Source organism: Gordonia sp. NPDC003585, from assembly GCF_040610755.1.
Taxonomy (GTDB): domain Bacteria; phylum Actinomycetota; class Actinomycetes; order Mycobacteriales; family Mycobacteriaceae; genus Gordonia.
In genome coordinates, this window is record NZ_JBEXMX010000009.1 from 42,920 (window position 1) to 68,049 (window position 25,130).

General features: G+C 66.3%; 22 protein-coding genes. 11 read left to right on the top strand and 11 right to left on the bottom strand.

What is annotated here, in order from left to right:
• Nucleotides 1-118: 118 nt before the first annotated feature.
• The 3 genes from ABZW74_RS04010 to ABZW74_RS04020 all read right to left on the bottom strand — a co-directional run bounded on the left by ABZW74_RS04010 (nucleotide 119) and on the right by ABZW74_RS04020 (nucleotide 4,723).
• Nucleotides 119-865, bottom strand: a complete 747-nt coding sequence (locus tag ABZW74_RS04010) for a tellurium resistance protein (RefSeq protein WP_355274127.1) — start codon at nucleotides 863-865, stop codon at nucleotides 119-121.
• A 75-nt stretch (nucleotides 866-940) separates the two neighbouring features.
• Nucleotides 941-3,037 carry an Ig-like domain repeat protein gene (locus ABZW74_RS04015; protein ID WP_355274130.1) on the bottom strand — a complete coding sequence of 699 codons (2,097 nt, stop codon included), beginning with the start codon at nucleotides 3,035-3,037 and terminating at the stop codon, nucleotides 941-943.
• Between the two features lie 9 nt (nucleotides 3,038-3,046).
• Complete coding sequence (locus ABZW74_RS04020) at nucleotides 3,047-4,723, bottom strand: Hsp70 family protein (protein WP_355274132.1); 1,677 nt, start codon at nucleotides 4,721-4,723, stop codon at nucleotides 3,047-3,049.
• Nucleotides 4,724-4,788: 65 nt separating this feature from the next.
• On the opposite strand from ABZW74_RS04020, the gene grpE reads away from it, so the two are divergent.
• Entirely contained in the window at nucleotides 4,789-5,286 is a 498-nt protein-coding gene (grpE, locus tag ABZW74_RS04025; RefSeq protein ID WP_240855329.1) for a nucleotide exchange factor GrpE, read from the top strand.
• Nucleotides 5,287-5,578: 292 nt separating this feature from the next.
• Here grpE and ABZW74_RS04030 read toward each other — a convergent pair whose 3' ends face one another.
• From ABZW74_RS04030 to ABZW74_RS04040, 3 genes are read right to left on the bottom strand one after another with little or no spacing between them, the layout of a single operon-like run.
• A complete protein-coding gene (locus ABZW74_RS04030) occupies nucleotides 5,579-6,340 on the bottom strand; it encodes an AIM24 family protein (RefSeq protein ID WP_355274135.1) in 762 nt (253 codons plus the stop codon).
• Nucleotides 6,337-7,041 carry an AIM24 family protein gene (locus tag ABZW74_RS04035; protein ID WP_240855333.1) on the bottom strand — a complete coding sequence of 235 codons (705 nt, stop codon included), beginning with the start codon at nucleotides 7,039-7,041 and terminating at the stop codon, nucleotides 6,337-6,339. The genes ABZW74_RS04030 and ABZW74_RS04035 overlap by 4 nt, the downstream gene beginning before the upstream one ends.
• A gap of 8 nt (nucleotides 7,042-7,049) precedes the next feature.
• Entirely contained in the window at nucleotides 7,050-7,670 is a 621-nt protein-coding gene (locus ABZW74_RS04040; protein WP_240855335.1) for an AIM24 family protein, read from the bottom strand.
• Nucleotides 7,671-7,863: 193 nt separating this feature from the next.
• Here ABZW74_RS04040 and ABZW74_RS04045 point away from each other — a divergent pair, with 193 nt between their 5' ends.
• From ABZW74_RS04045 to ABZW74_RS04070, 6 genes are read left to right on the top strand one after another with little or no spacing between them, the layout of a single operon-like run.
• Complete coding sequence (locus tag ABZW74_RS04045) at nucleotides 7,864-8,979, top strand: hypothetical protein (RefSeq protein ID WP_355274183.1); 1,116 nt, start codon at nucleotides 7,864-7,866, stop codon at nucleotides 8,977-8,979.
• Nucleotides 8,976-10,181, top strand: a complete 1,206-nt coding sequence (locus ABZW74_RS04050) for an HpcH/HpaI aldolase/citrate lyase family protein (RefSeq protein ID WP_355274138.1) — start codon at nucleotides 8,976-8,978, stop codon at nucleotides 10,179-10,181. The genes ABZW74_RS04045 and ABZW74_RS04050 overlap by 4 nt, the downstream gene beginning before the upstream one ends.
• Nucleotides 10,182-10,201: 20 nt before the next feature.
• A complete protein-coding gene (locus ABZW74_RS04055; RefSeq protein WP_355274141.1) occupies nucleotides 10,202-11,446 on the top strand; it encodes a phosphoribosyltransferase family protein in 1,245 nt (414 codons plus the stop codon).
• Nucleotides 11,443-12,573: a cysteine protease StiP family protein gene (locus tag ABZW74_RS04060; protein ID WP_355274143.1), complete on the top strand. Its 1,131-nt coding sequence runs from the start codon at nucleotides 11,443-11,445 to the stop codon at nucleotides 12,571-12,573. Before ABZW74_RS04055 ends, ABZW74_RS04060 begins: the two co-directional genes overlap by 4 nt.
• 47 nt (nucleotides 12,574-12,620) lie before the next feature.
• Nucleotides 12,621-13,469: an HAD family hydrolase gene (locus tag ABZW74_RS04065; RefSeq protein ID WP_355274185.1), complete on the top strand. Its 849-nt coding sequence runs from the start codon at nucleotides 12,621-12,623 to the stop codon at nucleotides 13,467-13,469.
• Nucleotides 13,466-14,629 carry a TerD family protein gene (locus ABZW74_RS04070; protein ID WP_240855342.1) on the top strand — a complete coding sequence of 388 codons (1,164 nt, stop codon included), beginning with the start codon at nucleotides 13,466-13,468 and terminating at the stop codon, nucleotides 14,627-14,629. Before ABZW74_RS04065 ends, ABZW74_RS04070 begins: the two co-directional genes overlap by 4 nt.
• 8 nt (nucleotides 14,630-14,637) lie before the next feature.
• Here ABZW74_RS04070 and ABZW74_RS04075 read toward each other — a convergent pair whose 3' ends face one another.
• On the bottom strand, nucleotides 14,638-15,372 hold the full coding sequence (locus ABZW74_RS04075) for a response regulator (RefSeq protein WP_355274146.1): 735 nt from the start codon (nucleotides 15,370-15,372) through the stop codon (nucleotides 14,638-14,640).
• Nucleotides 15,373-15,543: 171 nt separating this feature from the next.
• On the opposite strand from ABZW74_RS04075, the gene ABZW74_RS04080 reads away from it, so the two are divergent.
• The 4 genes from ABZW74_RS04080 (at nucleotide 15,544) to ABZW74_RS04095 (ending at nucleotide 19,972) form a co-directional block, all read left to right on the top strand.
• Entirely contained in the window at nucleotides 15,544-16,173 is a 630-nt protein-coding gene (locus tag ABZW74_RS04080) for a hypothetical protein (protein WP_240855344.1), read from the top strand.
• Between the two features lie 79 nt (nucleotides 16,174-16,252).
• The gene (locus ABZW74_RS04085; RefSeq protein ID WP_240855345.1) at nucleotides 16,253-16,801 is read left to right on the top strand and encodes a TetR/AcrR family transcriptional regulator; all 549 of its coding nucleotides are present in this window, start codon (nucleotides 16,253-16,255) and stop codon (nucleotides 16,799-16,801) included.
• A 144-nt stretch (nucleotides 16,802-16,945) separates the two neighbouring features.
• On the top strand, nucleotides 16,946-18,556 hold the full coding sequence (locus ABZW74_RS04090; RefSeq protein WP_240855347.1) for a GMC family oxidoreductase: 1,611 nt from the start codon (nucleotides 16,946-16,948) through the stop codon (nucleotides 18,554-18,556).
• Nucleotides 18,557-18,580: 24 nt separating this feature from the next.
• Nucleotides 18,581-19,972 carry an acyl-CoA synthetase gene (locus ABZW74_RS04095; protein ID WP_240855568.1) on the top strand — a complete coding sequence of 464 codons (1,392 nt, stop codon included), beginning with the start codon at nucleotides 18,581-18,583 and terminating at the stop codon, nucleotides 19,970-19,972.
• Nucleotides 19,973-20,563: 591 nt separating this feature from the next.
• Here ABZW74_RS04095 and ABZW74_RS04100 read toward each other — a convergent pair.
• From ABZW74_RS04100 to ABZW74_RS04115, 4 genes are all read right to left on the bottom strand, one after another.
• The gene (locus ABZW74_RS04100; protein WP_240855348.1) at nucleotides 20,564-21,400 is read right to left on the bottom strand and encodes a hypothetical protein; all 837 of its coding nucleotides are present in this window, start codon (nucleotides 21,398-21,400) and stop codon (nucleotides 20,564-20,566) included.
• A gap of 255 nt (nucleotides 21,401-21,655) precedes the next feature.
• Nucleotides 21,656-22,774 carry an acyl-CoA dehydrogenase family protein gene (locus tag ABZW74_RS04105; RefSeq protein ID WP_355274149.1) on the bottom strand — a complete coding sequence of 373 codons (1,119 nt, stop codon included), beginning with the start codon at nucleotides 22,772-22,774 and terminating at the stop codon, nucleotides 21,656-21,658.
• Between the two features lie 63 nt (nucleotides 22,775-22,837).
• Nucleotides 22,838-24,016, bottom strand: a complete 1,179-nt coding sequence (locus ABZW74_RS04110; protein ID WP_355274152.1) for an alpha/beta fold hydrolase — start codon at nucleotides 24,014-24,016, stop codon at nucleotides 22,838-22,840.
• A complete protein-coding gene (locus ABZW74_RS04115) occupies nucleotides 24,013-25,122 on the bottom strand; it encodes a homogentisate 1,2-dioxygenase (RefSeq protein ID WP_240855353.1) in 1,110 nt (369 codons plus the stop codon). Before ABZW74_RS04115 ends, ABZW74_RS04110 begins: the two co-directional genes overlap by 4 nt.
• Between the last annotated feature and the right edge of the window lie 8 nt (nucleotides 25,123-25,130).

Sequence of the window (25,130 nt, forward strand, 5' to 3'; positions counted from 1 at the left end):
CTCACCAGGGCCTTCGAGGCTCGTCGCTAGCGCTCCTCACACCTCAGGCAGCGGGAGGGCGACCACCTTCTGGCAGCGGGAGGGCGACCACCCACAGGCAGCGGGAGGAAGCCGCCGCCTACTTGCGGCCGGCCTTCCAGTTCAGGCCCCAGCCGTAGGCTTCGTCGACCTTGGACTGCGAACCACGGATGTAGCGGACCTCGCGGTTGATGATGAGTTCGCCACCGCGCTTCTCCAGCAGGGCGATGGCGCAGGAGATGGCGCCCTGATCCGACTCGTCGAGCCGGACCTCGATCTGCGGGCCGTTGGCCGGGAACAGGGTGACAACACCGTTCGCGGCCGCCCAGTTGGGTGCGCCCTCGTAGATGTAGGCGAAGATCAGCACCCGGCGAATGCGGTGGGTCTGGGAGAGATCGATGTACATGTTCTCGCCGCCGACGGCCGAACCGGAGCGGTCGTCGCCGTCGAGGTAGATGATGGGCTGGCCGTCGTAAGGCGCCTGGAACGAATTTCCCAGCGCCTGCACGATGCCTCGGTCACCGTCGTTGAACTCCCAGAGACACGCCAGATCGAGATCGACGCCCGCCGACCGCTTGAACAGCCCACCCTTGGACCCGGAGGTCCAGTTGAGGTTGACCCGCATCTGCCCGGTCGTCGAACCCTGCTTGGTCAGCGACACGCTCGGCGCCGACTTGGTCAACGTGACCTTGGACAGCGACACGGGTGGTTGTTGCGGGGCCGGCGGCTGCTGATAGGGCTGTTGTTGATACGGCTGGGCCGGCGGCTGCTGATACGGCTGAGCGGGGGGAGGCGGCGGCGGTGGTGCCGGCTGCGCCTTCGGACGTTTGGTGTAGTCGATGCCCATGATTGCGATCCTTCGCGTATCGGTTGCTGAGTTATGTCAACGGTACTGATGTTTCGACGACGACTTCTCTGTTCGTCACTCCAATCTGGATGAATCGACCACAGCCCTCGCCTGTGGCCCGAAAGCTGTTGCGGTGTGCAGCGCTCCACGTTCGTCGCGCCGACAACTCGCGACCGCGACATGGCGCGCACCGGCGGGCAGCACAAAGCCACCGTCGATCTCGTACCGCGTGTTGGTGATCTTGGTTCCGCGGGCCTGCGGGTCGGCGGGGTCGGACGGCGGCTGGTCGGGCCGGATGACCACCATGGCCTCGGTGACCCCGACCGGCCAGTCGAAACGGAGTCGCCCGTCGACGACACCCAGCACCACGATGTCGGGACTCGAAGGTGCACTGCGTGATTCGGAAGCCTTCGCGACAGCGGACCCGCCGTCGGAGCGGGTCATCTCCGACGACAATCCACCGAGCAGCGCGACCACGCCGTAGGAGGGCGGCACCGCCCCGGGCGTCGCGCCACCGTCCTCGAGTTCGGTTGCCGATGTGCGACCCACGGTCTGCGACGATCCGTCGGCCCGCAGCCGGAGCACACGGTAGACCACGCCCGGCGTCGCCGACGGTTGCCACGTGATGTGGCAGGCCACGCCACCGAGCACCGTGACACGCACATCGGTCGCGGGTTCGACGCTGACCTGCGCGGTCATCCGCGCCAGTTCCGGGTGGTCGGCGCAGGCGCGCGCAGCAGCGGCGAGTACTGCCGGGCCGACTCCTCCGGCCTTCGACTGCGCGACAACGCTTTCCGCTGCAGCCACGGCACGCCGGGAGACCTCCAGCGCAGCACTCAGCTGGGGTCCGTGGACGTCGAGGGTGTCGATGTCCGACGCCGTGCGCGAAAGCTCATCCAGCGCCGCCAACGCTGCGACGTGACGGTCGGCTCCCGCATCGTCGAGTGCACGTCGCCAACGCGCCTTTGCATCGGCCAGCAGATTCTCGACTTCCTCTGTCACCGAACGGATCTGGCGGATCGCGTCAGAGTCGTCGCCCGCCAGGTCGAGTGCCTCGCGGCACAGCGTCCGGGCCGCCACCGGCTTGCCCTGACGCAGCATCGCGCGCGCCGAACGCAGCGGAGCCTCCCACTCCCTCGATCGACGCGCCGGTTCGGGCCCGACCGCCGGCCGGGCTTCGACCGTCGGCTTGGGTGCCGCGGCGCCGAAATCCGTGGCGATCTCGTCGACCATCGCTCGCGCACCGACCGGGCCGAGGCCCAACGAGAGCGCCTCCTGGACCAGAAACTCGCGATCATGTTCCAGCAGTTCGTCTTCTACGAGCACAGCAGCACGAATACGAGGCTCGAGATGGGATCGGACCCTGGTCATCACGGCTGCGGAATACGCGCGCGCCAAGCCGACATCACCGAGCAGGATCTCCCGTATGTGCACCAGCAGTTCGTCGACGACGGCACGCAACCGGCCGGCCGGTAGTTCGCGCGACCGTTCCCCCAATTGCGCTGTCCGTCTCCCGATCTCGTCCAGATCGGTGGCGTCGTCGAGGGTCAGGCGCAGCAACGACAGCAATGTCGGGGTGCGCTCGTCGACCTGCAGACGGTCGAATTCGCCCAGCAGCGTGGCAATCTGTTCCAGCCGTGCCGAGCTGAGTTCCGGCGTCGGGGCGGGTAGCGGCGTCGACGCCGACGAATCGTCGAGGATGCGGTAGCGCCGCAGACGTGTCGCGATCTCGGCCGGCGTCAGGCCACCCATCGCGCCGATGTCGTCGAGTCCCGACCGCTTCGACGCCGGAATGCCTCCGTGACGCTGCATCAGCCGCTCGATCGCGCTGTCCAGCAACTCGAATCGATCCGCATCTCGTTGGTCCCGGGTCGCCGTGACGGTGCGTGCCAGCGCGGACCGCCGGTTGGCGAAACGCAGTGACTCACTGCGTTGTTCGTGTTCGGCGACGAGCTGACCGACCAGGACACGGTACTTGGGATGGTCGCGTTGTTTCTGCCAGAACGCCCACACCTCGTCGATCCGGCGGCTGACCTCGGCATCGGTGAGTGATTCGGCTTCGTCGAGCGGAATGTCGTAGAGCTCAAAGGGATCGGAGGCATCGACACCACCGCGGCGATCGACCGCGGCGAGGACACGCTTACGATAGTCGTTGGCGACGAACGGCTGCACCGGTCTGCCTCACCGGTCCCGACGCCGCGACCGCTGCACCTGGTCGAGTTCGCGGTTGACCTCCGACTGCGACAGCGTCGCACCGGTTTTGGCGCTCAGGGTCAGTGGTATGTCGGCGTCGACGTGATGGGCCCGCACATGCAGCACCCCGTCGAATCCCATCTCGAAGGTCACCCGCACCTCGCTGCCCTCGTCGTAGCCGGGCGGAATGTCGGTGATGGTGCCCTCGATGAGCACTTTGGCATCTTCGGGACGGGGCGTCGCCTGCTGTCCGAGTTGCTCGAGGACGGTCAGATTGATCCGATCCTGATCTGCCCGAACGGTGCCGAAGGAACGGCCCACCCGGATCGGCAGGGTCTGGTTGCGGTGCACCAGCCAGGTCGCCTCGAGTCCACCCGACCGTCCACCCACAGCCAGGACACCGAAGCCACGCGACACCACCGTGTCGACGGAGATCTCCAGCATCCGGCGCACCCCGGCGACGGGCAGCCCGAACGCGTCGGCGACGCGGCGGCACGAGTCCTCCACGTCGGCTGGATTCGCCTCGAGCGCGCCGGAACCGTCGGTCAGCCTGCCCCGCGTGCGCAGATCGGCGGTCACGAGACGTTCGATTTCGAGTTTGTCACCGTAGATCGCGGCTCCCCGCGCGACAGCGAGGTCGGGGTCGGACAACTCCGGGGTGATGTTCAGTGCCTTGCCGATCGCGTTGGCCACCATCGGCATTCGCGACGACCCACCCACCAGCAGCACACGGTCGACGCGGTCGACCCCCCGCGCACGTGCCGCCTTGAGGCAGGATTGGGTGAGGTCGACGGTGCGCTGCAGCAGCCCGCCGGTCAGTTCCTCCAACTGTGCGCGCGTCAGCGTGATGACCGAGCGAGCACCATCGTGAGCAACCACGACGGACGTCGAATCCGATTCGGTCAGTTCGTGTTTCGCACGCTCGGCAGAAAGAACCAGACTCTGCGACCCGGCCGAGTCGTCGAGCGGGTCCTCGGTGTCGGGGTGTTCGGCGCAGAAGGTTCGCGACAGGTGCAGGGCAATGCGTTCGTCCCAGTCCGCGCCACCGAGTTGATGATCCCCGTCGACCGCCAGGACCGAGATCCGCCGATCGGCGAGTTCGATCACGGTCGCATCGAACGTGCCACCGCCGAGGTCGTAGACGAGAACCGTCTCGTCGGGCGTACGCCCGACAAGTCCGTCGGTCAAACGGCTGAATCCGTACGACAAGGCGGCCGCGATCGGTTCCGAGAGCACACCGGCGACGTCGATGCCCGCGTAGTTCCCCGCCTGAATCGTGGCGCGCCGCTCCTCGTCGCCGAAGTAGGCGGGCACGGTGATGACGGCGCGCTCCACCTTCTCCCCCGCGAACGCCGCATCAGAGACGAGCGACTTGAGGATGAGCGCCGAGATGGCCGGCGCCGACCACGTCTGACCGTGCGCGACGAACCGCCAATCGGGGTCGCCCATACGTCGTTTCACGAGCGCGCAGACGTTGTCGGGGTCGAGGCGGGCCTGGCGGCGCGCACCCTCACCGACGACGTGGTCGGTGGCCGAGGTCAACAGGACAACCGACGGGGTGGTGACCGAGCCGCTGAGTCCGGAGATGACCTCGGGCCTGCCGTCGGCGCCGATTGTGGCGATGCCGGAATTTGTCGTGCCCAAGTCGATTCCATAGACGCCCACGAGACGGATGCTAGCAGCGCATCGACGCTGCGGGCTCCTCGGTGCGAGGCCGGTAGGCTCGATGAATGACCGAATCGGCGGATCCATCGGCACCCGAATCCCTCGTGGCGGAAGTGGCCGCTTCCGAGCCCATCGACCGCCTCGCCGAGCAGGTATCCGACCTCGCCCGCGTCGTGACGCGGCAGTCACTCACGCTCGACCGTCTGGTCGCGTCGGACAAGGCGCGCTCGGGCGGGCAAGCCGCCGACAGGCCGCTGCTCGTCGACCTGTTCGCGCTGTACACGGACGCCGATGTGTGTGCACGATCGGCGGAGTCCGAGCGCGAGGCCGCCGCTTTCACGGCATTGCGTGACGGTCTGGAGCGACTCATCGTCGGTCGCGACGGAGCCGTCATAAACCCGTGCGCCGGAGACGAGTTCGACGTCGCCGTGATGGAGGCGGCGGACACACTATCGGCGGACGATGCATCTGCGACCAAAGGCCGAGTGGCCGAGATGATCCGACCCGGACTCGTGGTCGCCGGACGCTCGGTGCGGCCGGCGATGGTGACTGTGTACGTGTAGCCACGGCTCGCCCTCTACTGCCCACCCGCTGCCTGAGGTGCGAGGAGCGCAAGCCGCCGGGCTGAGGAGCCCCATGCGAGGTACGAGCATGGAGCGTCTCGAAGTCGACGAGCCTCGAAGGCCGTGGCGACGTCAACTCACCAGCCCTTCGATCCCTCGGCTAACGCCTCGGGCACCTCAGGGAGCGGTAGGGGCACCCACCCAGGCAGGCAGCGGATGAGAGCGTGTGGGACACCCACCTCAGCTCAGGGAGCGGAAAGGGCAACGGCTGGATCTGGGAGCAGCTCGCTACCTACTGATGCTGCCCGAGTTGCGCGGTGATCTCCTGGTTGATCTGCTGCAGACCGGGTGCCGAGAGGCCCGGGAGCTGACCGCGGATCGTCTGCACAATTGACTTGTCGTTGCGCACCTTCTCGCTCGATTGCACGAGAACCGTTCCGGCGCCGACGAAGTCGAATTGACGCTCTTCGCCGGAGTTGATCCCGAATCGGGCGCCGGCGGCCGCGATGAAGCTGTTGATCCATGCCTGGTCGAAGTGGTGGCTCGGCGAAGGACAGTCGGCCCACCCGACCAGCGCTTCCGGATCGACACGCACCGGCGGCTCCACGAACATGACCGGTCCGCTCGACGAGGCGAGGAACTTCCCGGTCCCGATGAGGGTGAGGAAGCCCGGCACGATCGACTGGTTGAGGGTCAGATTCGGTTGGAAGGCAAGAAGGTTCGACGCCCGGATGGTGAGGTTGCCGTCCTCGAGGTCGTAGGAGTTGATGTCGTATCCGCGGTCGCCGATGATCAGCTTTCCGTGACCTTCGGCCACCACGTAGTCCCCGAGATATAGTGGCGCAGAGAACTGTTGGGCCACCATCTGCAGCATCTGACCTTGCATGCCGTGCGTGAGTGACGTGAAGTTCATCTGGCCGTAGTAGGCGATCATCGCACCTTTGGACAGGAACCAGGGGGCGTTGAGGTCGATCGCGAAACTGTAGTTGTTGCCGGGGACGTTGTCGTCCGACGGCAAGTTCATCGGATTCCAGACAGTGTTGAGCTCGCTCACAGCTTCTCCTCCGAGGCCTGCACGAAGACCACTCCATGGCCGGTGCACTCCAATTGCATTGCCTCACCACCGGTTCGGCCGACGTTGCGCCAGCTGACCATCGACTTCAGGTTGGTGTTGATCTGCCCCGCCGACGCGACAAAGGCCTGCGGGTCGACGATGACCGGCTTGTCCGGCGTGACCTGAAGATCGAAGACCCCGCCATGTCCGAGAATCACCGCCGAGCCGCCACCGGAGAGTTGGGTGGTGAACATGCCTTGGCCGGTGACCACACCGGCCGCGGCCGAACGCAGCGAGCCGAGCAGGCCGCCGCCCCCGCCTCCACCGCCGCCGCCCGAGGAGGCGACCGACACCACCGATGCCTGCATGTTGGCGGCGTAGACGAGGAGACGTGATGCCTCTACGCGCATCATTCCGCCGACCGCCCCGACGTCGACGATCTGCACTTCGATGCCACGGAAGCCGTAGTGCACCTTGCCATTTCCCTGCGCGATCATCGTCGACTCGTGTTCGCCGGCCAGCGCGCGGCCGGCCATCGCCCCAAACCCTCCGCCAAATCCGCCGCCCCCGGCGCCGGCGATCTGGTGAGGCTGGAACAGGACGTTTCCGGTGTAGTAGAGCATGGCGCCCTTGCGGGCGACCACCGGTCCGGTCTGGCCGATGTCGACCGAGACGACCTTGCTGTTGACCTTGGTGAACACTGCTACTCCTACCGCTCCGCGGGCTGGATGGAGACGACGCCGGTACCGTCCCAGCGCAGCGAGAACGCCTCGCCGGCGTCCTGCCCGATGACGGTGCGCCACGAGACGTCGGTGACGAAGGACTGGTTGAGGTTGCCGCGCGCACAGACGAACGCGTCTGGGTCGACCACGAGCGGGTACTGGGGCGACACCTCGAGGTGGATCAGCGGGCCGCCCCGCGACAGCAGTGCGATCTGGCCGTGTCCGGTCACCGTCGTGGTGAACAGACCCTGCCCCGACGATGCGCCGCGCAGGCCGGCGAAGGTGATGTTGGTGTTGAGGTTGCCGTTCAGCACCATCAGCTGTTCGGATTCGACCTGCAGGGTGTCACCCGTCATCTCGATGATGGTGGCCTCGGCCGCGTCGTGCGCGAAGTACACGACGCCGTGCCCGGCACACTCCATCAACGACAGCGCCTCGCCGGTCGCGCGCTGCTTGAGACCGGCCATCACACCGGCCCCGCCGCCGAAGCCGGCGGACTTGAAATTGACCTGACCTTCGTAGGCCACCATCGAACCACTCAGCGCTCGCACGGCGGTGTTGTTGAGCCTGGCCTCGATGACCCTCTTGGAGCGTTGGACTAGCTGCACGTCACCTCTACCTCGATCCTCCCGGTCGACGCGACCGACCTCGTCGGCACGCGGGCGCATCGACGGTGGTCGGCGCCTGGGTGTCGGGTTGAAAGTTACTCGATAGCATCGGCTCGTGCCCAGAAACTTTGCCCGCCGCTGGTTTGGCGGAGGTAGCCGCCCTGCGGTGGACTCCAGCGGGTACATCGAACAGATGACCTCGGAGTTTCTGGCGTCCGATCGGATCGTCGGGGAGATCGACACCGCGGTGTCGGCGGCCGCCGAACTCGACCCCCGATCGTCGGTGCGCGGACAGTGGGTCGCGATCCGCGAGCGGCACTCGGCCATCACCGCCGAGTACCTGCGTCTGACGGGCAACGCGGACGATCGATTCCGCCCGCAGCCGTCGGAGGTGGCGGCCTGCACCGACGCGCTCCGACGCATCAACGAGGAGATGACCCGTTTCGGGCTCGACCATGACGCCGAACTGACGCGCTCCCGCGGTGCCCTTCGGCAAGACGCGGTGTTGCAGCAGGACGCGCGGGTGGCCACGACCCGCGCCGTGAACGCGCTCGAACACACCGATCCCCGACTGGCCCGACTGACGTCGGTCGTGCGAGTCACCGACGACCTGGCGGCCGCGGATGCCGCCTTCGCCCAGGCGTCGGGGCTGGCCGGGCGACGACAGGCCGCGCGTGCGGTGATCGCCGCGGCGGCCCGGGTCGAGCAGGTCCTCGGCGAGGCCGCCGGCTACGCCGATCGCGCGCAAGTCGTCATTCGATCGGTGGAGACCTTGCGCAGCGCGATTTCGACGCGCCGCGAACAGGTGCAGCCGACGCTCTCGACCTTGCGTCGCGAGTTCAGTGCCGAGTGCTCGACCGACCTCGAAGGAAATGACGCGACCATCACCGCCGCGCTGGGTCACGCGGACAACGCCCTGGCCACAGCCCGCGGCCACCTCATCGACGCCCCCGATCTGGCCGTCTCCGAAGCCGAAGCCGCCCGGGAACAATTGTCCTTGGCCGACGATGCGGTCGATGCCGTCCTCGACCGCCTGCGCCTGCTGCGCGGCGTGCGCGACGATCCGTCCGCGGTTCGACGCCGGGTAAGCTTTAGGCTACGAGATGCCCAACAGTTCGCAATCAACCACGGCCTGGTTGACGAATGGGGTTCGGTGCTCGATGCTCAGGCCGACCGGATCGAACGAGCCGGCGGGGCGCTCGAACGAATCCATCCCGACTACTGGGCCTACCTCACCCAGTTGGAGGCCGTCGACCGACGGATTTCGGAGATCGTCGACCGAATGAGAGGACAGGTGGCAGCACGATGACCACCACCGCGGCCGCGGGTGGCGCGGCCGGGGTCGCCGGTGTCGGGGTGCAGCACTTCCGCCACATCGATGCGACCGTCGCCGACACATTGTTCTGCGTGCATCCCGAACGCATCCCGCTCGACGCGCCCCGCACCCGGCTCGCCCTCGCCCTCGGCGCGACCCTCTATGTCCCGGGTACCCGGCCGGGACTGGCGGACACCATAACTCGACGCCATGCCGAAGGCGTGACGTCGATGGTGATCGACCTCGAGGATGCCGTCGCCGACGACGACGAACGGATCGCCATCGAGTCTGCGGTGGATGCGTTGCGGACCCTCGCCGATACGCCGGTGTCCTCGATGCTGCTGTTCGTCCGCACTCGTCGGGTTGAGCAGATCCGTTCCATCACAACGGCATTGGGATCGTGTGCGGCTCTGAACGGCTTCGTCTTGCCCAAGTTCGGGACGTCGACCGGGCGCGGCGACCTCGCGGCCGTCCGCGACGCCTCGGTGGCGACCGGATCACGCTTGTTCGCGATGCCCGTCCTCGAGTCGCCCGCACTCGTCCACCGGGAGACGCGTGACGATCAGCTCACCGATATCGCGGCCCTCCTCGACGAGTTCCGCGAACATGTTCTCGCCGTGCGGATCGGCGCCACCGACATCTGCGGGTTGTTCGGCATCCGACGCGACCGGGACCTCACCATCTACGACGTCCGCGTCGCCGCCGACCTCATCGCCGCCGTTGTCAACCGGTTGGGTCGCCGCGACGCGACCGGCCACATCGTGACCGGTCCGGTCTGGGAGTACTTCGCCGACCACGAACGTCTCTTTCGTCCGACGTTGCGCCAGACCCCCTTTCGCGAACACGACGCGGTGATGTTCCGGCAGCAACTGGTCAGCCGCGACATCGACGGCCTGCTGCGCGAGATCGCGCTCGACCGCGCGAACGGCATCCACGGCAAGACCGTCATCCATCCCGCACACGTGGCCCCCGTGCACGCCTTGTCGGCGGTCACCCACGAGGAGTATCAGGATGCCGTCGACATCCTCGCGCAGGAGACCGGCGGGGTACGTGCGTCGTCGTATCACAACAAGATGAATGAGATGAAGCCGCACCGCAATTGGGCGCACCTCGTGATGGATCGGGCCGCCGTGTTCGGGGTGACCCGGCAGGGTGTCGACTTCGTCGATCTGCTGACGGCGCTGGTGCCGGAATGACACAAACCGTTCCTTCCTGGGTGACAGGTACTTTCGGTGCCGAAGTGATCGGGACGCCGGATGCCGCCCAGGGGTATTCGGTCAACGAACTCGTGGTGCTGGGATTGCGGCGCAACCGGCGACGTGCGCATCTGCTGGTCTCGACGGTGCTGGGCAAGCACATCCCGATCGGCCCGAGCGTGGTGCGCCACGCTGCCGACGATCTCGGTGACGTTGTGCTCAGTGTCCTCGGGCCGGATCTCGCGCGGTCCGCCACGGTGGTCGGATTCGCCGAGACGGCAACGGGTTTGGGTCATTGCGTGGCTGAGCGAATTTCTGCTGCCACCTACCTGCATTCGACGCGGCGGTCGCGCCCCGGGGCGCAGGTGCACGGGACATTCGAGGAGGGCCACTCCCACGCCACCACACACCTGTTGCAACCGAGTTCGCCGGATCTGATCGCCGGTCCTGGGCCGCTGGTCCTCGTCGACGACGAGATCTCCACCGGTAAGACGGCGATCGAGGCCATCGCTGCGCTGCATCGTTTCGCGCCACGATCGCACTATGTGGTCGCCGCGCTGGTGGACATGCGCGACGCCGATCATGTAGCGGCCGCCGATCGTGCCGCGACCGAGCTCAGCGTGCGCATCGAGTTCGTGTCCCTGGCGACGGGCCGGGTCACGTTGCCGGACAACCTGATCGACGAGGTCTGTAACTTGCCACCGGCGAGACTCAATCCGGTGTCGCCGACGCGCGGTACTGTGACAGAGACGCATGCCGAGTGGCCGGACGACGTTCCCGACGGTGGACGGCACGGCTACCTCGCCACCGACGCCACCGCGTTTCATCGCGCCGCCGACGACGTGGCGGCTGCGGTCCGCGAGAGACTCGACCCGAGCACACCGCTCGTCGTGATCGGCCACGAAGAGTTCATGTACCTGCCGCTGTGCATCGCCGAACGCCTCGAGAGCGCGGGCCTCGACGTTCGGTACCAGACCACCACGCGTTCGCCGGCGCATGTCCGCGACGTCGACGGCTATCCACTGCGACGTGGATTCGAGTTCGCCGCACCGGAATTCGACCCGGATGCGCGGCGCTACGTGTACAACGTCAGCGCCTCGCCCGCGCAAGTACTGTTTGTCGCCGATACCCCGGCGGATTCTGCGGAGCTACGCGAGCCCGGCGGCCTGCTCGATGTGCTCACCACCGCCGGGCACGATGTGATGGTGCTGGTGGTGCCCGAGACCGTACAGTCCGTGATCGCCAAAGCACGAGGTGCCCGATGACCGGAACGACAACCACTCGGACATCGGGACTGCGCGGCCCCGACTTCGGCTCTTACCGGCCCGACGAGGTGACCTGGCTGCTCAAGGACTTGTCGGACATCGCCCTCGAGGGCGCTATCGAGGAGCGTGAGCGGCGAATCCAGTCCGGTGCCGCCCATTACGCCGAATCGCTACCCATCGAGTATCAACCGGGCGAGGAGTATCAGCGGCTTTTCCACACGACCCTGGCGGCGTCGGCTCAGCGCCTTGCCGAGGCCGTCGGTGTGGTGGCGGAACTGATTCTGGCCGAGCGTCATTCACGTCCGACGCTGGTCTCACTGGCTCGGGCCGGCACTCCCGTCGGCGTGCTGATCCGACGCTGGATCGAATTCGCCCATGGTATTTCCTCGCCGCACTACGCGGTGTCGATCGTCCGTGGTCGCGGGATCGACACCAATGCCCTGCGGCACATCGTTTCCGACCATGATCCGGAGTCGGTGGCGTTCATCGACGGATGGACCGGCAAGGGTGCCATCCAGCGTGAACTCACCGTCGCCCTGCGGGAATTCGAGCAGGCCGGCGGTCCCGCGCTCAACGACGAGCTGGCGGTACTCGCCGACACCGGACACTGCACTGCGACCTACGGCACCCGCGACGACTTCCTGATTGCGTCGGCCTGCCTGAATTCGACGGTCTCGGGCCTTGTTTCGCGCACGGTGCTCAATCGCGACCACATCGGTCCCGACGACTACCACGGCGCCAAGTTCTATCGCGAACTCGCCCCGTTCGACGTCTCCGGCGTCCTCCTCGACACCATCAGTGCGCAGTTCTCGGCGGTCGCGCAGCGAGTGCCTGAGCGCGTACAAGAGATCGTCGCATCGGATCGGACGCCAACCTGGGCGGGTTGGCATGCGGTGGAACAGATCCAGGAGTCGTACGGCTTGTCGTCGATCAACTTCGTCAAGCCGGGCATCGGGGAGACCACCCGAGTTCTGTTGCGTCGCATCCCATGGCGTGTGCTGGTGAGCGATGCCGAGCAGCCCGATCATGCGCACATCCGTCTGCTCGCAGCCGAACGCGGGGTCCCGATCGAGGTCGTCGACGGTCTGGCCTACTCGTGCGTCGGCATCATCAAGGAGGGCGCGTGATCGCCGGGCCGGCACGGGTTCTCGTCGCGACAGACCTCGACCGAACGATGATCTACTCACGGTCGGCGATGGGTGACGAACAGTTCGCGACGCTGGCGCCCCAGTGTGTGGAGATCTACCAGGACGCGCCGATCTCCTACATGACGGCTCACAGCCAAGAGCTGTTGGCCCACCTTGCTGCCACCGTGCCGGTGGTGCCGGTCACCACCCGAACCCAGGCCCAGTTCGATCGAGTCACGCTGCCGGGCAGTCCTTTTCCGTACGCGGTGGTCTCCAACGGCGGCCGGATCCTGGTCGACGGCACCGACGACGCCACGTGGCGCGCCAGTATCGATCACGCAGTGCGTTCCACCGCAGCCGATCTCGACACCGTGGTCACCGAACTGAGAAGGCGCACCGACGACTCGTGGGTGAAGTCCCTGCGCATCGCCGACGACCTGTTCTGCTACCTGGTGGTCGACCTCGCATCCCAGCCCGCCGACTTCCTGGCGGACTGGACGCAGTGGTGCGGCCGTCACGGCTGGACCGTGTCGCAACAGGGCCGCAAGATCTATGCGACACCCGGGTGCGTGACCAAATCGTCAGCCATCGGCGAAGTACGGCGCCGTCTCGTCGACTCCGACCGCATCACCGCCGACGCCCCGCTCATCTCGGCCGGCGACGGCTGGCTCGACGCCGACCTTCTCGAAGCCTCCGACGCCGCCATCCGCCCTCGTCATGGTGAGCTGGAGAATCTCGGGTGGAACCGCGACCACGTCGCCGTGACCAGGGACTCGGGAGCGCTTGCCGGCGAAGAGATCCTGACCTGGTTCGGCGACTATGTACGCTCGGCCACCGAGGCCGGCGACCGCGACATCAATCAGGACGCCGTCAATGAGTTGGAGGCCACCCCATGACCGCTCTGAGCAAGGGGCAGAACGCGCCTCTGCCCACCGCCGACCTGACGATCACGGTCGACGTGGGAGCCGCCGCGGATCTTTCGGCCCTGCTGGTCACCGACCGCGGCCTGGTGCGCTCCGACGCCGACTTCGTCTTCTACAACCAGCCCGTTGGCCCCGGGGTGAGACTCGAGACCGCGTCGGGCCGGCCTCGCCTGGTCATCGCCACCGGCGCGATCCCCGCCGACATCGATGCCGTCCGCGCGGTCGTCACCCTCGACGACCCGTCGTCGAATTTCGGGCGCAGCGCTCCGCCGGTCGCGCGGGTTGGCGACGCGTCTGGCCGGGAGCACTACGACTTCGTGATCGGCGGTCTGACAACGGAATCCGTGGTCATCACCGTCGAACTCTATCGTCGTGGGAGTGACTGGAAGGTTCGTGCGGTCGGGCAGGGCTATGCCGGAGGGTTCGCCGATCTCGTCCGCGACCACGGCGTCAGCGTCGACGATCAGCCCGCTGCCCCGACACCGCCACCCGCACCGCCCGCGTACACACCACCACAGCCGCCGCCCCCGGCACCCGAGATAAATCTGACCAAGTCGCGTCCGGTCAACCTGTCCAAGGGCCAGAAGGTGACGCTGCGCAAGGACGGCGGAGTTGCCCTGACCGCCATCCGCATGGGTCTCGGCTGGGATCCCGTGCCGCCGCCGGGTGGCCTCCGCAAGCGGGGCAGTGCGATCGACCTTGACGCGTCCGTGCTGATGTTCTCGGCGGGCCGGTGCGTCGACACCGTGTACTACGGACGGCTGAACTCGAAAGACAAGTCGATCCACCACTCCGGCGACAACCTGACCGGCGAGGGTGAAGGCGACGACGAGGTGATCAGCGTGTCACTGCCCGCGGTGGCACCGTCGGTGGACAATCTGGTCTTCATCGTCACCTCCTATCGCGGACAGACCTTCGAGGAGGTCCAGAACGCGTACTGCCGCCTCATCGACGACACCAACAACGCGGAACTGGCCCGCTTCACCCTCGCCGGTGGTATGCCGTTCACCGGTGTGGTGATGGCGGTGATCAATCGTGAAGGCCCGCAATGGAAGCTGCGCGCGATCGGTGACGGGTTCCAAGCCCGGACACCGAAGAAGGCCGAGAAGCTGGTCGACCGCTACCTCGCCTGATCGGGCAACTATCTCAGTTCGCCGAGCACATCCGCGTGGCCGTGCCGTCGGCACCAGCTCACGATGTAGCGGGCGTGCAGACCGCACCACCGGTAGACGGCTGCCTGAGTCATGGGCAGCCGGTCGTCGTGCTCACCTCGACGTTCGATGATCGGCCCGAGGTAATGGCTGGTGACCTTGTTGGCGGTGTTGGGCGACACCTTCGCGGCCCGCGCCAGTGAGACGTTGTCCGACGACGCCCCGGACGCGATGGCCCCTGCGAGCCGTCCCGCGGTGTGGCCACGCTGCCCCACGAAGAGCTCATAGAGCGGCATCCGGCGCCGGTCCGTGGCCGGCTCGAAGGGCAGACGTTGCCCGTAGGCCACGGTCCGGATCGATTCCATCAGTGCCTGGAGGCCGTCGGACTTGGCGACCACGCCGAGCACCTCGGGACGCAGTCTCGCCTCGTCCAGATGGTCCTGCTCCATTCCATATCCCTGCGTGGCGAGCAGCACGGGTGCCAGGCGGTCGTGCTTGGTGAGCGCATCGATGACGTCGAGACCGTCGAAGGTCCATTCCGTCTCGGGGCTGTTCCAGATCAGGTCGGCCACCACGACGTCGAAACGAACCTGCCCGGCCACCGCACGCGTGAACTCATCTTCGTCGGTGGCCACCACCACGGTCACGTCATCAAAGGCTTGCAACGGCGGTTCGACGACATGCCCGAGCGGCGACGCGATCAGCATCCGCAGTCCTCTCAGCACGTGCGTAATCTTGCCGGATCGTCGGCAATCATGCGACATCACGCATCGCGGGTTGTCATTCATGCGAAGCAACACCCGGATATGTCCGAATCGGGTCGCAAACTCTGCTGACTTGCGCGATCCGTTCAATCAGGGTTGAGCATGGATGCCCGATCTCGTCAGGAGGACCGCATGACGTCCACGATGCCCGCCCCGGGAATCCCGGTCGCGCCGGTCCAACCCACCGTTGCGGTAGTCGGTGTGGAGAGCATCGCCACCGCGGCACTCGTCGCGCTGGTCGAGCGGTCCGGCCTTCGTGCTGTTCACGTGCCACCCACCAGCGACGACGTCGTTGTCGCCCACGGAATCATCGCTCGTGAACCCAACGACCTGCGCCAGGCGCGCATCGGCGACTGCGGACATCCCATTCCCACCGTCTTCCTGTCCACGCCCGACCGGATAGGGAGGATCACCGCATATGGCGGCGGTCCCAGCGTGAGAGTGATCCCGGCCGAAGGACCCGAGTCGCTTGCGTACCTCGAGCGGTTTCTCACCGAGATCGCCGAGCGCGCCCCGCGTCCGGCTCGAGTCCATGTCACTCCCCGCGAGTGTGAGATTCTGCACACCTACACCCTGGGTGCCACACTTCGGCAGACATCGCGTTTGCATCGCATCGCCGAGAGCACAGTGCGCGAACACTATCGTCGCGTCGCACGGCGCTATGAGGACGCAGGACGTCCGGTGGGCAACAAGGCCCAGATGCTGCTGCAGCTCGTGGCCGACGGGTGGATCGATTCCGCTGCGATGCGCGAATCTGCCTGACGTTCTGCGGCCACCCAGCAGCTTTCGAAAGATGAACAAGCCACCGGGCGGCATGTGCCGTCGGTGAATAATGGACATCATGCGGTCGCGCGGGAAGATCATCGATGCCACCCTCGAACTGGTGCAGACGTCGGGTTTTGACGGCGTCACCATCGCGGCCGTCGCCGAATCTGCCGGAGTGTCGCGACAGACCGTGTACTCGATCTTCGGAACGCGGGAGGACCTGGTTTCGCAGTCGGTGGCCCATCTGACGCTGATGGCGATGGAAGACATCCAGGCGCATGCCGCGGCGACCGACAACCCCACCGACTTCCTCATCGAACTGGTGATGGCCGGACGGCATTTTGCGCGAACCACGCCGGTTCTGAAGGCGATGTTCCAGGCCGACCAAGGCAATCCGCTCTTCGACGAGGGGGTGATCCGACGCGCCAAACCCGTTGGGTTGCAGTTCCTGTCACCACTGAAGGGCCAAGTCCGCGACATCGAGGACCTGGCCGAACTCATGGTCCACCTCAGCCTGTCGGTGGTTCTGTTCGACGACCGGCCCGACAAGGAACTGCGCCAGTTCCTGCGCCGCTGGCTCGACCCCATGGTCGCGAGCATCCGGATCGACGCGCCTACTCCCTGAGGCCCGCGCACCTCCGCAAACCGCCTTGGCGGGTGGTGCGACAGGACACAAAGGTGAGGATTCCCTCCATTAGTTGACACATTTGGCCACCTATGTCTAGTTTTGGGTCTCGTTCGGGGAGATCCACTTCACTCACTGGGGGCCATGGTGTCTGCTGACACGCGCATTTCTCGTCGTACCTTCCTTGCCGGCACCGGAGCCGTGGTGGCCGGTGCGGCCGTAAGCAGCGCCATCGGTGGCGCTCCGACCGCATCCGCTCAACCGGCCAAGCGCGTGCGGACGGTGCGCGAGGATCACCGCGTCGTCGTCATCGGGTCCGGTTTCGGCGGCGGCGTCGCAGCTCTGCGGCTCGCCCAGGCGGGCGTTCGGGTGCTCGTCCTCGAGCGGGGACGCTGGTGGCGGACCGGACCCAACGCCAACACCTTCCCCAACCCGACCAACCCCGACAAGCGAATCCTCTGGTACAACTCGGCGTCGCAGATCTTCGGTCGGCCGATCTCGGTGGAACCCTATGTAGGACTTCTCGAAACGGTGGTCGGCGACAACATGACCGCGGTCTGCGCGGCAGGCGTGGGCGGCGGCTCACTGGTCTACCAGGGTATGACCCTGCAGCCCGATCGGGCTGTCTTCGAAGCCCACTTCCCCAACGCTCTCGACTGGCCGACGATGAATCGGGTGCACTACCCGCGCGTCGCCCGGATGCTGCACCTCGCGACCGCCCCGGACGCACTGGTCAATTCGCCGAACTACCGTGCCGCACGGCATTTCGCCGATCGCGTCCGCCATCTCGGCCTGCCGCTGTCGAAGATCCCGATGCCGATCGACTGGAACTACGCACTCGCCGAGTTGCAGGGCAAGATGCGGGCGTCGTACACCACCGGCGACGGACAACTCGGCGTGAACAACGGCGGCAAGTTCAGCGTCGACAAGACCTACATCGCGGCCGCACAGGCCACCGGCAACGCAACCATCCGGACCCAGAGCAACGTCACCGAGATCTTCCGTAACCCCAACGGACAGTGGGTGATCCACGTCGACAAGCTCGACGATTCCGGGCGGGCAATCGAGAAGCAGATCCTCACGACGCCCACGCTCATCATGGGTGCGGGCAGCGTCAACACCACCCGACTATTGATGCGCGCCGAGAAGCTCGGACACATCCCCGACCTCCCCGACGGCCTCGGCCAGGGATGGGGCACCAACGCCGACCGCATCTACATGTGGACCGATCCAGACGCCGATTTCGGCGCCAAGCAGGGCGGACCGGTGGTCTACGGCAGCAAGAACTGGCGGGACCCGGAGTCGGCGTTCACCGTCATCCAGGCGTCGATGCCGCCCAATCCCATCGGACCGAAGACCACCATGCTCGTCGGCTACGGCGCCAGCCGGGTGCGCGGACACTTCCGCTACGACGGCCGCAGCGATCAGGCCCGACTGTGGTGGCCGGCCACCGGCGACGAGTCGATCCAGAACCGGCACATCGGCCCGACCGTCAAACGCATCGCCGGCCCTCGGTCCGTCCTCACCGACACCAACGGGATCGTCAACTCCACCTGGCACCCGCTGGGCGGGGCATGCATGGGCACCGTGTGTGACCTGGACGGCCGCGTCCGCGGGCAGCGCGGACTGTACGTCGTCGACGGTGCGTTGATGCCCGGAAACTCGGCGGCCTGCAATCCGTCGATGACGATCGCCGCGGTCGCCGAACGCGCCCTCGATCACATCGTCGCCAAGGACGTGGGCACGCTCATCTGACCGGCATGACACAGTAAGTGGGTGCTGCTGCTCGGAACCCTGCTGCCCAACGCCCCGGATCTGCCCGACGCCGTCGTGATCGGCGACGATCGACTCTCGCGGGAAGACCTCGTCGGCGCGGCGACGGCGGTCGCCGAACGCATCCGTGGTGCACACACCCTTGCCGTCCTGGCCCGGCCGAGCATCGACACAGTGCTCGCAGTGGTCGGCGGGTTGATCGCAGGCGTCGCGGTGGTCCCGGTGCCACCGGATTCGGGTGCGAAAGAACTCGAGCACATCCTCGCCGACTCGGGGGCGCAGGCGTGGCTCGGTCCCGCACCCGACGAGCCGATGCTGCCCGCGATCCCGGTGCGGCGCTATGCGCGGTCGTGGCATTCACACCCGGAGCCCGCACCGGACTCGACGGCCCTGATCCTCTACACCTCGGGCACCACCGGGCTGCCCAAGGGAGTTCCGATCACGCGACGGGCGATCGCAGCGGGTCTCGACGCACTGGCCGACGCCTGGGCCTGGACCTCGAGAGATACCCTGGCACATGGTCTTCCGCTGTTTCATGTGCACGGTTTGATACTGGGTGTTCTGGGCCCGTTGCGACGAGGCGGTGCACTGATCCACACCGTCAAACCCACGCCCGCCGGCTACGCGGCGGCGGCCGAGGCGGGAGCGTCGATGTTCTTCGGCGTCCCCACGGTGTGGCATCGCATGGCATCCGATCCTGCTGCCGCACAAGCATTGTCATCGGCGCGACTGCTCGTGTCCGGCAGTGCGCCGCTTCCCGTGCCGGTGTTCGAGCAGATCCGTACGCACACCGGCCACGAGATCGTCGAACGCTACGGGATGACCGAGACTCTCATCACCGTCAGTACCCGGGCCGACGGCGAGCGTCGTCCCGGCTGGGTCGGGCTACCGGTGGCAGGCGTCGAAACCCGCTTGCGCGAGGCCGATTCCGACGTTCCGCACGACGGGGAGAGTGTCGGGGATCTACACGTTCGGGGCACGATGCTGTCGTCGGGCTACCTCAACCGACCCGACGCCACCGCCGAATCGTGGGTCGGCGACGGCTGGTTCGCCACCGGCGACGTCGCGGTGATCGGCTCGGATGGCATGCACCGCATCGTCGGCCGACGCGCCACGGACCTCATCAAGTCGGGCGGCTACCGCATCGGCGCGGGTGAGATCGAGACCGTCTTGATGGCGCATTCCGCCGTCCATGAGGTCGCTGTGGTCGGAGTACCCGACGACGATCTGGGTCAGCGCATCGTCGCGTATGTGGTCGGCGACGCCGTGGAGGACCAGGTCCTCATCGAGCTCGTGGCCAATGAACTGTCACATCATAAGCGGCCCAGAGAGATTCGCTTCGTGGAGAGCCTTCCGCGCAACGCGATGGGCAAGGTGCAGAAGAAGCTCCTGGGCTGAGCTCGCAGGTCCGTGACCTTGGACTCATGACGTCGCGGGTCGAGTTGGAGCATGCTGAAGACATGCAGGCGACGGCTCGCACCGAGACCCGCCCGCCGCGGACGCCGACGCGGCGTCGGCCGTGGCAATGCTGGATGCTGGCCGTCATCGAACTCTTGATCGCCGCGCAGGCAACGTACGGCGGACTCTCGCTCATCGCCGACACATGGCAGATGAATCGAGACTGGCTGGAGCGCACACCGTTTGACAGCTGGGTGGGTCCCGGATGGATGCTCATCGCGCTCATCGCGGTTCCACACCTGGCGGCTGCCATTGCCGCACTCGTACCGAGTTCGCCACGCCTCGGCGTCCTCGGCGGAGTGCTCGCGGGTGCGACCTTGCTGCTCTGGATCGTCGTGCAGATCGCAACGCTGCAGGTGTTCTTCTTCCTGCAGCCGGTCATCGCTGTTGTCGGCGTGCTCGAGATCGGCCTGGCATCGTGGTGGCGAAGTGACCACCCTGAAATGTGTCCCCGATTTCCACCCTGGCCAGGGCCGTCGTTGACATATCGTCAGCGCCGACCTCGACGAGGGCGGAATTCGGTGACAGATTTCAGGCCGAACGCTTCCGGTGGTACCCATTCCGCAGAGCCGCCTGGATATCGGCATAGGTGCTGTTCCACCGCAGAAACACCTGGTTGTACGTGACCCGCATGGGAATGTAGCCGCGGGCGACCAGCTTTCGGTCACGAGTCCGGTCGGCCTCGTAGTTCTCCTCGCCGGTGTGATGCGCCTTGCTGTCGAACTCGATCGCGAGCCGATCTCCCACCAGCAGATCAATATGTCCGACGCCGGGCACCTCGTGCTGAACCTCCACCTTCACCCCTCTGGACTTCAGGCGGAGGCGACCCGCGGTCTCAGTGCCCGACGCCGCTCCCTCGTCACACTTTCCGATCGAGCGTCGAATCTTCTCCGGCGCCAAGCGAAACGCGTGCTCGAGCTCTTTGACAGTCACCTCGCCGAGGTTGAGCGCCGAGTCGCAGAGTATGACGAATCCCTCCTCGTCGAAACACCGCGCACCGTACTGAAGCGACGTCAATACGTCGTCGACGGCGACCAAGGCGGGCGACGGTCGCCCGTAGCGGCGACAGCGGTCATGAGATTGCCTCCGCTCGTGCCGGGTCACCCGGTTGTGCAGCTCCTTCGAGTGGTCAGGCACCCAGAGTCCGCAGCGCCGCAGCGCCGATGCGCACGTCACGACACCGCGATCCCGCACTGCGGCAACGACTCCGGGATCAGCGTCGCGAACCGCGTACCATCCGTGGCGCAAAGGGCTGAGCATCCCGTCGAACTTCGCCTGACGTATGTCCTCGGTGCTGTGGCCGCACGCGAGCAGTTGGTGCGTGGCCAGCACGCCCCCGTAGGCCTTGGCCAGGTCGTCGAAGTCCATGAACGCGAGTGTGCACGGCCATCGTGCCTGCATTGCCGCTCACGATGCACCTGTGGAGAACCACCACCGCCTGTGTAAGGTTTGGGACGCACATGCACGTAGTGTGCCGATCGGGTGCCCACAGTCGGTCTGCGCGTCGGCCGCTGAAAACCGCCCCAGAAACCTGCCGCCGATATCCGCCCTCACCACGTACGTCATCGACAGTGCGTAAACAGGGGAGCTGACGAGGGCGGGAATCTGGGGCGGATTCCAGAGTCACGCGGCTCCCGGGGTGAGTAGGTCGAGGCAACCTGCGGTGACCGCGCGATCACGGAACTGATCCGGGGTGCCGCCGATGGCAGCGGTTGCGCGCGCATGCCGGAAGTACAAGTGCGCGTCGTGCTCCCACGTGAAGCCAATCCCGCCGGAGACCTGGATCAATGCGCTGGATGCGTCGGAATAGGTATCGGCTGCTTGAGCCCGCGCCAACAGCACGATCTGCTCCGCCGCGCTGGCATTGTCGGCGTCATGGGCGTCTGCGGCTGCGACGACGAGCGCCCGTGCCGCAGCAGTGGCGACAGCAGTGTGGGCGCACCGATGAGAAATTGCCTGGTAGGTCCCGATCACCTGACCGAATTGCTCACGGACCTTGGCATACTCCACCATCCCGGTGAGGCAGCCTTGCGCACCACCCACCTGCTCGGCCGCGAGGAGCATGGTCTCGAGCCGATGGTGCCGGGCGAGGACGCCGGCGTCCGCGGGAGTCGTCAGCAGCAACGCAGGTGTGTCAGAGAATGCGATGTCCGCCAACGGAACTACCAGGTCGACGCCGGGCACCGAGGTGCGTTCGATCCGCGCGTCCCCCGTGTGGATCAGCGCCAGGGCAGGACCCTGCGGCGTCGACACCGACGCCACGATCACATGCGCGACCGCTCCGTGGGTCACCGCTCCGAGTCGTCCGCTGACTCGCCCATCGGCATAGGTGAGGGTGTTGTCGCCCGTGGGTGTTCCCACCACCGCGGACCCGGCGAGGATGCTCTCCACAACCTCACGTTCCTGGGTGGGAACAGCGTCGGGGTCCACACCGACGAGCGCCGCCGACAGCAGCAGAGTGGCGCGAACCGGCCCCGGATACAGGGTGGCCCCGCACTCTTCGGCCGCCGCGACGAGATGTGCCGCCGGAAGCTGCAGGCCGCCCCAGGATTCGGGTGTACCGAGACCGGTGATGCCCACTTGTTCCGACAGCGTGCGCCAGCCCGCGACATCGAATCCCGCTGCAGTGCGACCAGTCTGGTCAGTCGCGTCCCGGTTGTGTCGAACCTCGGCGATTCCCGGATGGTCGGCGAAGTAGGTGCGCAGGGAGGTGCGCACCTCGTCGGTGGAGATGTCATGCATGGCTGCGGCCGCCCTTCGAGGCTCGTCGCTTGCGCTCCTCGCACCTCAGGGAGCGGATGGGTGTCACACGCCGGTCCATGACCGCTCACCCAACCAGTCGGTGATCGTCGTGACGGCCTGCTTGAGGTACGGGATCTGTTCGCGGCCCGAATAGTAGTGCGTCGCACCGGCAATCGTGTGCATCGTCTTGTCCGGATGCCCGACGGCGTCGAAGAGCCGCTGGGTGTGGCTCGGGGTGCACGCATTGTCGGCGGAGTTGCCGATGACCAGGGTGGGCACCTCGAGATCGGCCGCGCAGCGCGGGCCGTCGCCGTTGGCATCGTCATAGCTCCACTGCGACAACCAGCTTCGCAAGGTGGTGAAGCGGGCCAAGCCGACCGGGCCCATGTTGACGATGCGCGGATCACCCAGGTAGCAGCCGGGTTTGCGGTCGTTGGGGTCCTGGGTGAGGTCGAGCCAGCGGGGGTCGGCCATGGTCCCGTGCACCACGAACCCGCGCTCCATCAGCGGCTCACCCCGACCACGCAGATCGGCGAGCTGATCCTTGACCCACGCGGTGATGCGCCGATTTCGGTCGATCTGCGCGGCCCGGTAGCGCGTCACGAACTCTTCGGTGTAGGGCGCCTGATTCGGGTTGTTGGGGTTGTACAGGTCGAGCTCGGGATCGCGTTTCTCCGGGTCGTTTTCGTCCAGGATCGACGGATCCATCCACTCCGTGAGCGTGCCGTGGCGGCTCACGTGAGCGGCGAGCAACATCATGCCGTCGGCGGCGGGCAGGTCGAGCTGGGTGAGATCCGGTGGTTCACCCGCCGGGGTGGCGGTGACCGTCGCGTGTTGCGCCTGCTGTTGGTAGTACAGCGACAGTGCGCCACCGCCGCTCCAGCCGGCCAAGATCACCTTCTCGTAGCCGAGTCGCTCCTTGGCGTCCTTGACGCAGGCACCGAGGTCCTGCACGACCTTCTCCATGATGAGCGCGCTGTCGACGCCGCGATACCGGCTGTTGCAATAGATCACGTGATGCCCGGCGCGTGGCAACGCATTCGACATCGGCAGGTAGGCACCGCCACCGATCGGATGCATGAAGATGATGACCGTGTCGGACGGAACATCCTTGGGGCGCAACAGATAACTTTCCAGTACCACGCTCTCCGTCACGCCACCGTAGGTGTCGCGATAGGCCGAGGTGTCGTCGAAGACGACGAGGTAGGGAACGCGCTCGTACTCGAACTTCTTCTCGCTCATACCTGCACTTCCTCTTGGACCTCGACCTGTAAGGATTCGATCATCGCCGGCGTCGGGGTCAGACGCTTGTGGGTGTCGATGGAGATGACCTTCCACTCGACACGCTCGTCCTGGTCGAAGCGACGACGCGCACGTTCCCGGGCCCGCTCCGGCATGCCATGGTGAATGCCCTGCGGCGCATGGGAGATGAGCCCCGGTGGCATCTCGATGCCGAACATGGTGCCACCGTGGAAGAAGGCGATCTCGTCGAAGTCGACGTTGCGGTGATACCACGGCGGCCGCTCGGCGCCCTTGCGGCTCTCGACCGGTCGCGGCAGGAAGTTCATCACGTAGACCCCGGTGGCCTGCATGAACAGATGCACGGTCGGCGGCAGATGCACTGTGTCCGAGGTGATCACATCGTAGTCTTCGAGGTTGTAGGTGAACGCGAAGTTGTCACCCTTCCAGCCCTCGACGTCGAGCGGGTTGAACTTGTAGAAGACCGACGTCTTGCCCTCGCGCTGCCGGAACCGGACCTCGTACTCCTCACGGCCGTCGTCGGGGAACACCTCGGCCTCGGGTACGACGACGAGTGACGAGTCGAACGGATGATGACGCCCGAGTACCCCGGCGTCGGGAACCCGGAACTCCTCGACGGCCTCGATGATGAGGAACATGCACTGGTTGTCCGGGATCTGGCGGTACGTGGTCGCCTTGGGGATGTATACGTAATCTCCGGGACGGTATGCGAGACGGCCGAATTCGGTCTCGAAGTGGCCGGTTCCCTCGTGTACGAAGATCAACTCGTCACCGTCGACGTTGCGGGTGTAGAACGGGGCGACCTCGTTGCGCCGGCTCAGCAGGATGCGGCAGTCGTCGTTGTAGAACATCAGCAGCGGTTCGCCGGCCGGATCGATCTGATCGGTGGGGGTCAGATCATGGGTCAGCCGGTCGACGCCGGACAAGTCGCCGACGGCCCGATACGCGGTGGGATCGTTGCGGCGGTAGAAGTGTGCGGTGCGGCCGACGAATCCGTAGCGGCCGAGCTCGTCGTCCTTGAGGTCCTCCACGTCGCGGTGAACCTGACGCGGTGTGCGTCCCTTGCGGTGCTGGATGAACGATTCCATCTCGATCT